At 67.8% G+C, this 13,715-nt stretch carries 13 protein-coding genes; 8 read left to right on the top strand and 5 right to left on the bottom strand.

Annotated elements, in window-relative coordinates:
• Positions 1-84 precede the first annotated feature (84 nt).
• Entirely contained in the window at positions 85-1,260 is a 1,176-nt protein-coding gene (locus ACMGER_RS01960) for an acetyl-CoA C-acetyltransferase (protein ID WP_436810444.1), read from the bottom strand.
• Between the two features lie 49 nt (positions 1,261-1,309).
• Complete coding sequence (locus ACMGER_RS01955) at positions 1,310-2,311, bottom strand: alpha/beta fold hydrolase (RefSeq protein ID WP_436810443.1); 1,002 nt, start codon at positions 2,309-2,311, stop codon at positions 1,310-1,312.
• A 92-nt stretch (positions 2,312-2,403) separates the two neighbouring features.
• On the opposite strand from ACMGER_RS01955, the gene phaR reads away from it, so the two are divergent.
• Positions 2,404-2,955 carry a polyhydroxyalkanoate synthesis repressor PhaR gene (gene phaR, locus ACMGER_RS01950; protein WP_436810442.1) on the top strand — a complete coding sequence of 184 codons (552 nt, stop codon included), beginning with the start codon at positions 2,404-2,406 and terminating at the stop codon, positions 2,953-2,955.
• 550 nt (positions 2,956-3,505) lie between these two features.
• Here the strand turns inward: phaR and ACMGER_RS01945 are convergent.
• Both ACMGER_RS01945 and ACMGER_RS01940 read right to left on the bottom strand, forming a co-directional pair.
• Entirely contained in the window at positions 3,506-4,183 is a 678-nt protein-coding gene (locus tag ACMGER_RS01945) for a dienelactone hydrolase family protein (protein WP_436810441.1), read from the bottom strand.
• A gap of 25 nt (positions 4,184-4,208) precedes the next feature.
• Positions 4,209-4,634 carry a MarR family winged helix-turn-helix transcriptional regulator gene (locus ACMGER_RS01940; protein WP_436810440.1) on the bottom strand — a complete coding sequence of 142 codons (426 nt, stop codon included), beginning with the start codon at positions 4,632-4,634 and terminating at the stop codon, positions 4,209-4,211.
• A gap of 274 nt (positions 4,635-4,908) precedes the next feature.
• On the opposite strand from ACMGER_RS01940, the gene ACMGER_RS01935 reads away from it, so the two are divergent.
• The 7 genes from ACMGER_RS01935 (at position 4,909) to ACMGER_RS01905 (ending at position 11,342) form a co-directional block, all read left to right on the top strand.
• Entirely contained in the window at positions 4,909-5,457 is a 549-nt protein-coding gene (locus ACMGER_RS01935) for a F0F1 ATP synthase subunit delta (RefSeq protein ID WP_436811643.1), read from the top strand.
• Between the two features lie 9 nt (positions 5,458-5,466).
• Positions 5,467-6,996, top strand: a complete 1,530-nt coding sequence (gene atpA, locus ACMGER_RS01930) for a F0F1 ATP synthase subunit alpha (protein WP_436810439.1) — start codon at positions 5,467-5,469, stop codon at positions 6,994-6,996.
• Positions 6,997-7,093: 97 nt separating this feature from the next.
• On the top strand, positions 7,094-7,963 hold the full coding sequence (locus tag ACMGER_RS01925; protein WP_436810438.1) for a class I SAM-dependent methyltransferase: 870 nt from the start codon (positions 7,094-7,096) through the stop codon (positions 7,961-7,963).
• Between the two features lie 5 nt (positions 7,964-7,968).
• A complete protein-coding gene (locus ACMGER_RS01920) occupies positions 7,969-8,853 on the top strand; it encodes a F0F1 ATP synthase subunit gamma (RefSeq protein WP_436810437.1) in 885 nt (294 codons plus the stop codon).
• 67 nt (positions 8,854-8,920) lie between these two features.
• Positions 8,921-9,454, top strand: a complete 534-nt coding sequence (locus tag ACMGER_RS01915) for a hypothetical protein (protein ID WP_436810436.1) — start codon at positions 8,921-8,923, stop codon at positions 9,452-9,454.
• An 8-nt stretch (positions 9,455-9,462) separates the two neighbouring features.
• The gene (atpD, locus tag ACMGER_RS01910; RefSeq protein ID WP_436810435.1) at positions 9,463-10,932 is read left to right on the top strand and encodes a F0F1 ATP synthase subunit beta; all 1,470 of its coding nucleotides are present in this window, start codon (positions 9,463-9,465) and stop codon (positions 10,930-10,932) included.
• A 155-nt stretch (positions 10,933-11,087) separates the two neighbouring features.
• Positions 11,088-11,342: an ATP synthase F1 subunit epsilon gene (locus ACMGER_RS01905; protein WP_436810434.1), complete on the top strand. Its 255-nt coding sequence runs from the start codon at positions 11,088-11,090 to the stop codon at positions 11,340-11,342.
• Here ACMGER_RS01905 and ACMGER_RS01900 read toward each other — a convergent pair.
• Positions 11,311-13,536 carry a hypothetical protein gene (locus ACMGER_RS01900; protein ID WP_436810433.1) on the bottom strand — a complete coding sequence of 742 codons (2,226 nt, stop codon included), beginning with the start codon at positions 13,534-13,536 and terminating at the stop codon, positions 11,311-11,313. The genes ACMGER_RS01905 and ACMGER_RS01900 overlap by 32 nt on opposite strands.
• Positions 13,537-13,715: the final 179 nt, after the last annotated feature.

Below are 13,715 nucleotides of genomic sequence, written 5' to 3'. Positions count from 1 at the left end.
GCATAGAAGCGGAACTTGTCGTTGGCCTTAAACCCGACACGATCGGATCATAGAAGTCGAACGGCGGCTGCCGGGCGGCCAGGATCACCCTCGCTCCACGCACATCGCGATGCCCATGCCGCCGCCGATGCACAGCGTCGCCAGCCCTTTCTTCGCATCGCGCTTCTGCATCTCGTAGAGCAGCGTCGTCAGCACGCGTGCGCCCGACGCGCCGATCGGATGGCCGATCGCGATCGCGCCGCCGTTGACGTTGACGCGTTCGGCGTCCCAGCCGAGCTCCTTGCCGACCGCCAGCGCCTGGGCGGCGAAGGCCTCGTTGGCCTCGACGAGGTCGAGATCGGCGATCGTCCAGCCGGCCTTCTCCAGCGCCTTTCTGGAAGCGGGTACCGGACCGATCCCCATGACCGACGGATCGACGCCGGCCGAGGCCCAGCTCCTGATGCGGGCGAGCGGGGTGATGCCGCGCTTCTCCGCTTCATCGGCGCTCATCACCACCAGCGCGGCGGCGCCGTCGTTGAGGCCGCTCGCATTGGCGGCGGTGACGGTGCCGTCCTTCTTGAACGCGGGACGCAGGCTCGACACGCTCTCCAGCGTCGCGCCCGAGCGGATATATTCGTCGGCGTCGACGACGGTGTCGCCCTTGCGGCCCTTGACCGTCACCGCGGCGATCTCGTCCCTGAAGCGGCCCGCGTCGCGCGCCTTCTCGGCGAGGTTCTGGGATCGCACCGCGAATTCGTCCTGGTTCTCGCGGGTGATCTGGTACTCGGCCGCCAGGTTTTCGGCGGTGACGCCCATGTGATAGCCGTTGAAGACGTCGGTGAGGCCGTCCTTGATCATCGTGTCGACGAGGCTGAGGTCGCCCATCTTGGTGCCGGGGCGGAGCGACTGGGCGTGCGGCGAGAGCGACATCGATTCCTGCCCGCCCGCGACGATGATCCTGGCGTCGCCGTTGGCGATCGACTGGAAGGCGAGCGCGACGGCGCGCAGGCCCGATCCGCACACCTGGTTGACGCCCCAGGCGGGCACTTCCTTGGGGATGCCCGCCGCCATCGACGCCTGGCGCGCCGGGTTCTGGCCCTGGGCGGCAGTGAGAACCTGGCCCAGGATCACCTCGTCCACGTCCTGTCCGGCGACGCCGGCCTGCTGCAGCGCCGCCTCGATCGCGACGCGGCCGAGCTCGTGCGCCGGCGTGGCGGCGAAGGCGCCGAGGAACGCGCCGACCGGCGTGCGCTTGGCGGCGGCGATGACGATGTCGGACATGGAGGGCTCCTGCGGACGATGATCTGTGATCGGGGTCTGTGGTTGGCGGCTATCTAGGGGCGGGAAGAGCGTTTAGCCAGCCGGCGAGCGGTTCCCAAAGCAGGACTTTGGCGCGGCTGCCGACGACCATGCCGACGTGGCCCGCACCGAGCTCGCGACGGTCGGCGAAGCCGGCGCTGGTGGCGGCCGGGACGATCCGGTCGGTCAGCGAGACGAAATCCACGGTGGGGCAGGCGAGCGCCGCCGGGTCGACCGTCCGCCCCTCGATCGCCCAGCGGTTCCCGCCGGGATCGTCGGCGGCGAAGAAGCACTCGAACATCTGCCGCCCCGCCGCAAGCGTGAGCGGGGCGCCGGCGTTGGCCCAGTCCTCGAGCCGGATGAATGCCGCCAGCGCCTCGTCGTCGGCAGTGGCGAGCGCTTCGTACTTGGCGATGGTGCGGGCCGGGTCGAGCCGCCAGAAGCCCGACTGCAGCACCTCCATCGGCACCAGCCCCAGCGCTTCGCAGGCCGGCTCGGCGGCGCGCCACAGGCCGGCGACCTCGGCGCGCGCCGCCTCGCCGAAGCGCGAGAAGTGCCAGGGCGCGGCGATCAGCGCGAGGCCGCGGACCGGCAGCGCCGATGCGGCGGCGATCGCGATCGTGCCGCCGAGGCAATAGCCGATCAGCACCGGCGGCTCGGGAAGCGCGCGCAGCATCGGCAGCAGCATCGCCTCGATATGGGTGCTGATGTCCTGCGCCCGCTCGGCGGGGGTTGGGTCGCCCCAATCGACGAGCAGCGCGCGGTGCCCCTGCGCGGCAATCCACCGCAGCAGCGAATTCGCAGGCGCGAGATCGAGCACGGACGGCGGATTGATCAGCGAGGGCACGAATACCACCGGCAGGCCTCCGGCACCGTCGGCGTCGCCATAGTCGCGCAGCCGTGCTCGGCCGGCGCAGGCAACCTCCGGCATCGGCGTGGGTCGCGGGTCGCGGGCGGCGGACTGATAGCGGGCGAGACCGGCGAGCGCCGCCGCCCGCCGCTCGGGCGAGTCGGCCGTTTCGCTGCGCAGCATGTCGAGGAACAGCGGCAGAGGACGCGGACCGTGTTGCGGCGCAGAAAGATTCGGTGGTATGTCCTGTTTCATCACTGCGGAGCAGCACCGTCATGAAAAAGTCTGCGCCGGGCAGCGGCCCGGCCATCATCAAGAAATACGCCAACCGGCGTCTCTACAACACCGAATCCTCGTCCTACATCACGCTCGAGCATCTTGCGGCGATGACTCGCGAAGGGCGCGACTTCAAGGTCATCGACGCCAAGACCGAGGAGGATATTACCCATAACGTCCTCACCCAGATCATCATGGAGGAGGAGGCGCGGGGCCAGACGATGCTGCCGGTCAATTTCCTGCGCCAGCTGATCGCGCTCTACGGCGATTCGATGCAGGCGATGGTGCCGGGCTATCTCGAAGCGTCGATGGAAAGCTTCCGCCGCAACCAGGAGCAGTTCAAGTCGGCGGTCGAGGGCGCCTTCGCCAACTCGCCCTTCGCCGAGATCGCCAAGCGCAACATGGCGATGTTCGAGGCGGCGGCGCAGGCGTTCAAGCCGGGCGGAGCGGCGCCGGCGCCCACTAAGGCACCCGAAGCCAGCAAGGACGACGAGATCGCCGCGCTCAAGGCCGAGCTCGCCAAGCTGCAGGACAAGGTCGCCAAGCTCTGACGTTCTGCCCTGGTCCGGATGACGCCATCCGATCAGGGCTCGAAAATGTTGACTAAGTTGACTTGGGACGCGGGTATGCGAGCCCATCCGCTGGGAACGCTGCTCGCACGCGGCAGGATTGCGCCACCGACGCGCCACCGACGCGCCACCGACGCGCCACCGACGCGCCACCGACGCGCCACCGACGCGCCACCGACGCGCCACGGCAAAGATCAACGGGATCAAGGATCGACAGGATCAAAGAGCGGGCCGGCGCTTGCGCAGCTCGGACCGGGCGAGCCAAGCAGGCGAAATCCTACATTGCAAGCGGCGTCGTGTCGGGTCGATGCCCGCGCTGCTAGGGTGTGTTGACATTCAGGCGACTGCGAGAGCCTATTTCAAGCCCCTCCCCTTCAGGGGAGGGGTTGGGGTGGGGGCTCGCCCCAAGCGATCCAGCCTGCCGCACTCCCCCACCCCCTACCCCTCCCCTGAAGGGGAGGGGCTTGAATGTCACGCAATCTGGTGATCGTCACAGATCGGATCGGCCCGCCTTCCCAGCGGCCGGCGAGCGTCATCCGCCGTTCGCCCGGAACAGCTCGAGCGTGCGTTGCCTGGCGAGGTCGGCGCTCGGCTCGTGATAGTCCTTGCGCCGGTCGGAGTTGAAGCCGTGGCCGGCGTCGTAGAGATAGATGGCCGCGTTGGCGGGGCCGCTGGCGATCAGCCGCTCGACACCTTCGACCGGGATGCCGTGATCGAACCGGCCGAAATGGGCGATCGTCGGCACCTTGGGTGCCTCGCCCGAGTCCGGCACCAGCCGGCCATAGTAGCTCGATGCCGCGGCAATGCCCTGGAGCCGCGCCGCGGCGAGCCAGGCGACCGAGCCGCCGTAGCAATAGCCGACGACGAACACCGGTCCCTTGTCGCGGAGCGCGTCGATGCAGGTCTGCACGTCGCTCAGCGAAAGCTCGATCGGGTGCAGCGTGCGCGAGAGCTCGATCCCGCGCTCGAGATCGGCACCGGTATAGCCGGCCTCGAAGCCGGGGTGCTCGCGGTCGAACAGCGCGGGGGCGAGCACTTCATAGCCTTGTGCGGCATAGTCGTCGGCGACGTCGCGGATGTGGTCGGTGATGCCGAAGATCTCCTGCACCAGCACCAGGCCGCCGCGCCGATCGCCCGCTGGATGGACGTGATAGACGCCGACCTCGGCGCCGTCGGCCATCGTCATGCGCTCCATCGTGCCGTTCGCCATCGTACGCGCTCCTTCCCAGCTTGCCTTATCGAAGGATCCGTTCCGCCGCGAGCCGAAGCGCCGCGCGCTCCTCGGAGGTCAGCCGAGCGAACACGGCGGCGTCGCTCGCATCGGCGATCTCGGCGAGCGCGGGCACCAGCTTCGCGCCCGATCCGGTGAGCGCGACCATCTGGAAACGGCGGTCGCCGCGGCCCTTCGCCCGCACCACCAGCGCCTTCGCCCGCAGGCGGTCGATCAGCTTGGTGACGGCGCCCCGGGTGAGGCCGACGCGCTCCGCCAGCGCGCTCGGCGCCACCGGGCCCGAATCGTAGAGCGCGCGCAGCACCACCCATTCCGCCGTGGTCACGCCCCGCGCGGCGAGCGCGCGGGCGAGGTGCTGCGCGGCATGGTTCGACGCCAGCCGCAGCCAGTGGCCGAGATGCGATTCGAGCGGGCTGATCGGCGCGGGCATGGAGAACTTCCTGTGGAGCCGGCCGTGCCCCTGCGAAGGCAGGAGCCCTGGATCATGGGCGTGTCGCCTGAGGCCTGGGCTCCTGCCTTCGCAGGAGCACTGGGGCCAATCAGTTTCCTAGTCAACCATTGCCATTCGCCCGCTTGCATCCCCCGCAACCGCCTGCTAGGCGCCCGCCAACCCAGCGAGAGGCCGTTTCCGGCCTCTCTCCCCGCATGGGTCAACCTATTCTTCCCGAGAGGAAAGCGAGTCCGTGGAGAGTTCCACCGGAAACATCGGCGGCAATATCCAGGCGAGCCTCAGCGGGCGCTACGCCACCGCGCTGTTCGAGCTGGCCCGCGACGCCAAGGCGATCGACAAGGTCGAGGCGAGCCTCGCCGCGGTGCGCGAGGCGCTGGCCGAATCGGCCGAGTTCCGTGCGCTCACCACCAGCCCGGTGATCGGCCGCGCCGATGCCGCCAAGGGGGTCGCCGCGGTCGCCAAGAAGCTCAAGCTCGACAAGACCACGACCAGCTTCCTCGGCGTGCTCGCCGAGAACCGCCGTCTCGCGCAGCTCCCGGCGATCATCCGCGCCTTCCGCGCCCTCGCCGCCCGCCATCGCGGCGAGACCACCGCCGAGGTCGTCTCCGCTCACCCCCTCACCGACGATCAGGTCGACGCGCTGAAGCAGCAGCTTCGCCAGCGCATCGGGCGTGACGTCAATGTCGATCTCTCGGTCGATCCGTCGCTGCTCGGCGGGCTCACCGTCAAGATCGGCAGCCAGATGATCGACAGCTCGATCAAGACCCGTCTGAACTCCCTCGCGCACGCGATGAAAGGCTAAGGCACGAACATGGATATCCGCGCCGCAGAAATCTCGAAGGTCATCAAGGACCAGATCGCCAATTTCGGCACCGAGGCCGAGGTCTCGGAAACCGGCCAGGTGCTGTCGGTCGGCGACGGCATCGCGCGCATCCACGGGCTCGACAACGTCCAGGCGGGCGAGATGGTCGAGTTCGCCAACGGCGTGCAGGGCATGGCGCTCAACCTCGAGGCCGACAACGTCGGCGTCGTGATTTTCGGCTCGGACGCCGAGATCAAGGAAGGCGACATCGTCAAGCGCACCGGCACCATCGTCGACGTGCCGGTCGGCAAGGGGCTGCTCGGCCGCGTCGTCGACGCGCTCGGCAATCCGATCGACGGCAAGGGCCCGATCGTCGCCGACAAGCGCAGCCGCGTCGAGGTGAAGGCGCCGGGCATCATCCCGAGGAAGTCGGTGCACGAGCCGATGCAGACCGGGCTCAAGGCGCTCGACGCGCTCGTCCCGGTCGGCCGCGGCCAGCGCGAGCTGATCATCGGCGACCGCCAGACCGGCAAGACCGCGGTCGCGATCGACACCTTCATCAACCAGAAGGGCGTCAACGCGGGCGATGACGAGGGCAAGAAGCTCTACTGCATCTACGTCGCGGTCGGCCAGAAGCGCTCGACCGTCGCGCAGATCGTCCGCCAGCTCGAGGAATCGGGCGCGATGGATTATACCATCGTCGTCGCCGCGACCGCCTCGGAGCCGGCGCCGCTGCAGTTCCTCGCGCCCTACACCGGCTGCGCGATGGGCGAGTTCTTCCGCGACAACGGTATGCACGCCGTGATCGTCTATGACGACCTCTCCAAGCAGGCGGTCGCCTATCGCCAGATGTCGCTGCTGCTGCGCCGTCCGCCGGGCCGCGAGGCCTATCCGGGCGACGTCTTCTATCTCCACTCGCGCCTGCTCGAGCGCGCGGCGAAGATGAACGACGAGAACGGCAACGGCTCGCTGACCGCGCTGCCGATCATCGAGACGCAGGCCGGCGACGTGTCGGCCTATATCCCGACCAACGTGATCTCGATCACCGACGGCCAGATTTTCCTCGAGACCGACCTGTTCTTCGCGGGCATCCGCCCGGCGATCAACGTCGGCCTGTCGGTGAGCCGCGTCGGCTCGGCCGCGCAGACCAAGGCGATGAAGAAGGTCGCCGGCTCGATCAAGCTCGAGCTCGCCCAGTATCGCGAGATGGCGGCGTTCGCGCAGTTCGGCTCGGACCTCGACGCCTCGACCCAGAAGCTGCTCAACCGCGGCGCGCGGCTGACGGAGCTGCTCAAGCAGCCGCAGTTCAACCCGATGCCGTTCGAGGAGCAGGTGGCGTCGATCTTCGCCGGCACCCAGGGCTATCTGGACAATATCGCGGTGCAGGACGTGGTCCGCTACGAGGCGGCGCTGCTCGCCGACCTGCGCGCCAACCATGCCGACGTGCTGGCGGGCATCCGCGACACCAAGGACCTGGGCGACGACCTCAAGGCGAAGCTCAAGGACGCGCTCGACGCGTTCGCGAAAACCTTTGCATGAACCGGGCCAGGGCCTCTCGCCCCGCGCGACGCCGACGGGAGCGATCCCGCTCGACGGCGGTGAAGGTGCATGGCTGGCGAGGTCCGGGGAAAGGGAAATGATGGCGACTACCGCGCAACCGGATGTGCCTGCCGCAGCTGAGAAGGCATCCGCTGTCGCGTGTCGGCTGTGCGGGGCGCCCGCGCAATATCGGTTCTCCAAGCTCGTCTTGGCGGAGCACGACGTCTCCTACTTCCAATGTACCGAATGTGCCTCGCTGGAGACCGAGGCACCTTATTGGCTCGACCAAGCCTATGGCGTTGGCGACGGTCACGCGAACAATCTCAGCAACCTCGATACGGGTGCCGCGCAGCGCGACCTGACGGTATCGTCGGCGGCCATCGCCACCGCTTGGTTGCTCAAGCTGAAGAACGTCATCGATGTGGGCGGCGGCGACGGATTGACGTGCCGATTCATGCGCGACCACGGGCTGAATGCTTATGTGCGGGACCGCTATGCGGAACCGACCTACGCGCAGGGATTTACCGAGCCCGATTTCGAAACCCCGGATCTGGTGACCGCCTTCGAGGTGCTTGAGCATCTTCCCAACCCGGCCGAAGATCTGCTCGACATTTTCGGTCTTGGCCCCGCCGCGGTCCTGATCGGCACGCGCGTCTATCAGGGCGAGGGGCCAGATTGGGATTATCTGTCACCCGAGAGCGGACAGCATGTCTTCTTCTACAGTCCCAGAGGCTTCGAACATATCGCCGAGCGCTTTGGCTATCATGTCGACATCGTCAACAATTACATCCTGTTCGTGAAACCCGAGCGAAAGTTGATGCGCGCCGTCCTCCTCAAGCTGCTTCTGAGGCGGCATATATTGCCGTTCCTGCGTGGTTTCTGCGCAATCCCGCCGGCCTGGGGGGCGATACGCGACAACGAGATGCTGAAGTTGCGATACAACGCTCAGCTCGCGGAAAAGGAATAGCCGAGATGGCCTCTCTCAAGGCGCTCAAACTGCGGATCGGGTCGGTCAAGTCGACCCAGAAGATCACCAAGGCGATGAAGATGGTCGCCGCCGCCAAGCTGCGCCGCGCGCAGGAGGCGGCCGAGGCCGGGCGCCCCTATGCCGAGCGGCTGGAGCGCGTCGTCGCCAGCCTCGCCAGCCGGGTGACGGTGAGCGAATCGAGCCCCAAGCTGCTCGCCGGCACCGGCAAGGACCAGGTCCATCTGCTGGTCGTCGCGACTAGCGACCGCGGCCTCGCCGGCGCGTTCAACACCAACATCGCCCGCCTTGCGCGCCGCCGCGCCGAGGAACTGATCGCCGAAGGCAAGACGGTCAAATTCTACACAATCGGGCGCAAGGGCCATGCGGTACTCAACCGCCAGCATCGCGACCGCATGGCGCACAAGATCGAGCCGGGCGACCTCGGCAAGCTGAGCTTCGCCGATGCGCGCGGCTATGCCGACGACCTGATCGCCCGTTTCGAGGCGGGCGAGTTCGACGTCGCGCACCTGTTCTACTCGCACTTCAAGTCGGTGCTGACGCAGGAGCCGACCGAGCAGCAGATCATCCCGGTGGCCGTCCCGGCGGATACCCGCGCCAATGCCGACAGCGGCATGGCGGCGGTGACCTATGAGCCCGACGAGGAATCGATCCTCGCCGACCTGCTGCCGCGCAACGTCGCGATCCAGATCTACCGCGCACTGCGCGAGAACGCCGCGTCGGAGCAGGGCAGCAAGATGACGGCGATGGACAATGCGACGCGCAACGCCGGCGACCTCATCAACCGGCTCACCATCCAGTACAACCGCACCCGCCAGGCCGCGATCACGACCGAGCTGGTGGAGATCATCTCGGGCGCGGAGGCGCTTTGAGATGCGGAAGTCCGGCGCTCTCTTGCTGATCAGCTGCGTTGCGCTTGGCGCGTGCAAGCCCGAGTCCGTGACCAAGTCGGTGCACGCTCAGGAAGCCGAGGTGCAGAAGGCCGCGGCCCGGATGAAGGGCTGGGACCGGCTGTTCGGATCGCCCGCGACGACGATCCCAGCCGTCAACCAGTTCGGCTTCCACGCGCCCGACTATGCGGCGACTTCGGGCGAGGCCGAATCGAAGGGCAACGAGATCGTCCTGTCGAATAGCTACGCCAAGGCGCCCAACAAGGCGCAGTTCGTCGCGAGCGGCAAGGATGCGGCAGCGATCGACCAACTGGCCTTCGCGCTCAAGATTACCGATCCCGAAAGCGCCAAGGCGGCAAAGGAGCGGTTCGGCAAGCTGATCCGTGATTTCATGTTCTCGGCGCGAGCCGAAGGCGCCGAGGCGGTGCAGAAGGCGATCGATGCCGAGAAACCCGCCGACGGCGAACTTTCGGGCGTCGCCTATGCGCTCAAGGTCGAGCCGCTCGACGGCGCCAAGGACAACCGCGTCATCACCGTGACTTTCACCCATCCCGACACTAAGTCGGCCACCAGCAAGAGCTAGGAAGAGAAATGGCCACCGCCGCACAGATCGACCGCCCCGTAGGCAGCAACAACGTCGGCCGCATCAGCCAAGTGATCGGCGCCGTCGTCGACGTCTCCTTCGACAATAATCTGCCGGCGATCCTGTCGGCGCTGGAGACCGACAACAACGGCCAGAAGCTGGTCCTGGAGGTCGCGCAGCACCTCGGTGAGAACACCGTTCGCACCATCGCGATGGACTCGACCGAGGGCCTGACCCGCGGCCAGCAGGTCACCGACACCGGCGGGCAGATCCGCGTGCCGGTCGGCCCGGCGACGCTGGGCCGCATCCTCAACGTCGTCGGCGAGCCGATCGACGAGCGCGGCCCGGTCGGCACCGACCTGCGCGCCCCGATCCATGCCAAGGCCCCCGAGTTCGTCGACCAGTCGACCGAGGCGGCGATCCTGGTCACCGGCATCAAGGTGATCGACCTGCTGGCTCCGTACGCGAAGGGCGGCAAGATCGGCCTGTTCGGCGGCGCCGGCGTCGGCAAGACCGTGCTGATCCAGGAGCTGATCAACAACATCGCCAAGGGCCATGGCGGCACCTCGGTGTTCGCCGGCGTCGGCGAGCGCACCCGCGAGGGCAACGACCTCTACCACGAGTTCCTCGACGCGGGCGTCATCGCCAAGGATGCCGACGGCAACGCCATCTCGGAGGGTTCGAAGGTGGCGCTGGTCTACGGCCAGATGAACGAGCCGCCGGGCGCGCGTGCTCGTGTGGCTCTTTCGGGCCTGACGATCGCCGAATATTTCCGCGACCAGGAGGGCCAGGACGTGCTCTTCTTCGTCGACAACATCTTCCGCTTCACCCAGGCGGGTTCGGAAGTGTCGGCGCTGCTCGGCCGCATCCCGTCGGCGGTGGGCTATCAGCCGACGCTGTCGACCGACATGGGCGCGCTGCAGGAGCGCATCACCTCGACCAACAAGGGCTCGATCACCTCGGTGCAGGCGATCTACGTGCCTGCGGACGACCTGACCGACCCGGCGCCGGCGACTTCGTTCGCCCACCTCGACGCGACGACCGTGCTGTCGCGCGCCATCTCGGAGCTCGGCATCTATCCGGCGGTGGACCCGCTCGATTCGACCAGCCGCGTGCTCGAGCCGCGCGTCGTCGGCCAGGAGCATTACGAGACCGCGCGCGCCGTCCAGTCGATCCTGCAGAAGTACAAGTCGCTGCAGGACATCATCGCCATCCTGGGCATGGACGAGCTGTCGGAAGAGGACAAGCTGACCGTCGCCCGCGCGCGCAAGATCCAGCGCTTCCTGTCGCAGCCGTTCCACGTCGCCGAGGTGTTCACCGGCATCCCCGGCAAGTTCGTGCAGATCGAGGACACCATCAAGTCGTTCAAGGCGGTGGTGGACGGCGAGTACGACCACCTGCCCGAGGCCGCCTTTTACATGGTCGGCGGCATCGAGGAGGCGGTCGAGAAGGCCAAGAAGCTGGCCGACGCGGCGTAAATCCTTCTCCCGGTGGGAGAAGGATACGGAGGCTTGGCAGCTTGCTGCCTAGCCGGAGTTGGATGAGGGTGGTGCGGGTCGCCCTCACCCTCCCATCGCTGGCGCGATGGGCCCCTCCCTCTCCCAAGGGGAGAGGGGTTTAGGATTAGGACAAAATGCTCCACTTCGAACTCGTCACGCCCGAGAAGCTGGTCCGCTCCGAGGACGTCTACATGGTGGTCGTGCCCGGCACCGAGGGCGACTTCGGCGTGCTGGAGGGCCATGCCCCGATCATGTCGACCGTCCGCGACGGCGAGATCGCGGTCTACAAGAGCCAGGGCGCCGCGCCGGAGACGATCGCGGTCGAGGGCGGCTTCGCCGAGGTCAACGGCATGGGCCTCATCGTCCTCGCCGAGCGCGTTTCGGCCTGACCGTCCAGATCACGTCCACCGGCTCGCCGGCGGGCACCGCATATTCGATTCGGCCGGCCTCGGTTGCGGTGGGATCGAGCGTCTTTCCGAGCGCCACGACCCTGAGCTCCGGCAGCCTGCGCCGCGGCAGGCGCACCACGGACAGGCGTGCTTCGGTGCCTGGCGTTCCCACCGCCGCCAGCCGCACCACTCCTTCGCCCAGCCGATCGCTGGTTCCGATGAAATGGTCACAGGTGAGGCGGAACGGCGCTCCCTCGATCGCGTGGACGGTGCGCGAGGTGAAGACGAACGCCGCGCCGGCGCCGTAGATTTCCTGCCCGACCTGCCCGGCCGGCTGGCCGTCGATGTAGAGGTCCTCGACCGGGAAGGAGAGCTTGCGGTCGATATGGCCATTGCGGATGCCGTCCTTGGCGACGGCCTCGGGCGGCAGGGCATCGGGATAATAGTACCAGGCCCGCGACAGCGCGTAGCAGCAGTAATCGATCACCAGCCGCCGCGCCGAGGGATCGAGCGCGATGCTGGCACTCAGCAGCAACTCCTCGAACGCGGCGAAGGAATCGAAGCATTCGTATATCGCCATATACGGCCCGTCGTGCAGCGCGCTGACGCCGAGGAAGTTGGTGTAGTGGCGCGCATTGGCGATGTTCGATTCCCACAGCGCCGCATTGTGGAAGAAGCTGGCGAGGAAGGTGTGCGCCCGCTTCATATAGTCCGCATCGCCGGTGATCACCGCCAGCCGCGCGCAAGCGGTCGCACCCCAGGCGGTGAGGTTCGCCTGATAGTTGAGGTCGAAACGCATGTCGCACGTCGCATCGAGCGCCGCGCGCGCCTCGTCGATGAAGCGGTCCTCGCCGGTGAGCTCATAGGCCTGCAGCATGACATAGGCATAAAGCCCGCCGACGTCGGTCTGGCCGAGGCCCTGCTCGTCGCGCGCCTTGGTGATCACCGAGAAGTCGGTGACGTCGTACTGGATCGGCCAGATATAGTTGAAATGCCGCCCGGCCCGGACGGCATAATCGATCGACCCAAGGAACAGCTCGCGCGCCTGCCCGTCGCCGGCGAGCGCGAGGCGCCCGAGCTTCTGCATCGGGTGGTAGAGATACCAGCTGTCGACCGCGTCGGCGTTCTTGTCGTCTCCCACGTTGGGCAGGTAGCGGCGCAGCGTCTTGAGCTTGGCGTCGTAGAAGCGCGGCATCCCCGCGGCGAGCTCGGCCTGGAGCGGCAGCGGCCGCTTCGCCCAGGCGGCATAGTCGGCCAGCGAGGCGACCGTCACCGCCTGCACCATCGAGTCGGGATATTCGCTGGCGATGTAGGGATGGACGTAGCGATGACCGTAATGGCGGATGGTCGCCTTGGGGGAGTCCGCCAGATCCTTGAGCGTGCGCTCGGCGCGCGCGGCCCAGTCGTGCCAGCGCCGCGGCGGCTTCTCGATCCGCTCATAGGCCTCGCCGAGCATCTGGAGGAAGGCGATGGCGCTGCCATATTCGCCCGGCTCGGTACGTTCGCGCAGCACCAGCAGCGCGTCGGAGAGGGTGACCGGCTCGCCCGCGGCAAGCACCGGCTCGCCATTGCCGACGGTGCGCTCGGTCGGCGCGAGATAGCCGAGCTCGGGCCAGGCGCCGCCGACCGCGCCGTCGGGCCTGGTGCCGGTCGCCTGGAAATAGCCGTCGAGCGCGGTCAGGTTCTGGAAATAGAGGAAGTCGCCGAAGCCCGGCGCATCGAGCCGGCCGAACACCAGTCCAGTGTTGAGTCCGCGTTGCGCCGCCTTGACCTCGCCCTTGGCCTGGGCGGGGTCGCCGTCCGCGCCGAAAGCGATGAGATCGCGCCCGAGCATCGGCGGCGCCAGCGGCGCGGCCGGAGTGAGCACCAGCGTCGAGCGCAGCGCCGGCATTGCGCCGGGCTCGACCCGCACCGTCGCCTCGAACCTGCCCGAGACGGTATCGGCGCGGCAGACCAGCGCCTCCCCCTCCTCGATCGTCACGTCACCGAGCGGTCCCGCCGGGGCGCGGATGACGCGAAGCGCGAGGCCGCCGCGCTCGCCCTGCACCACCAGCCATAGCGATTCGCCTGACCGCCGCAGCTCGACCTCCAGCGCGTCGAACGGGCGGCGCCACAGCCGCGTCCCGCGCCGCGTCAGCTCCTCGGCCAGCGCCAGTGAGTCGGACGTCAGTACCTCAGCCTTCGCCGCCGTCATTCGCACTCCTCCTAGGACCGTAGCTGCAACGCGGCACCCACGCGCCGGTTGCGCCTTGCGATGGAGCGGCGAACGGCGGGATTACCCAGATTAGGAGGGGCGGCGATACCGCCAGCGCATCACCCACCCGCCAGCGCGATCTCCGTGCGATCGCATTTCCGCCATAACAGCCGCGTGCG

The sequence above is a fragment of the Sphingomonas astragali genome, assembly GCF_051400615.1.
GTDB lineage: Bacteria > Pseudomonadota > Alphaproteobacteria > Sphingomonadales > Sphingomonadaceae > Sphingomonas.
This window is presented reverse-complemented; position numbering and strand designations above follow the sequence as displayed.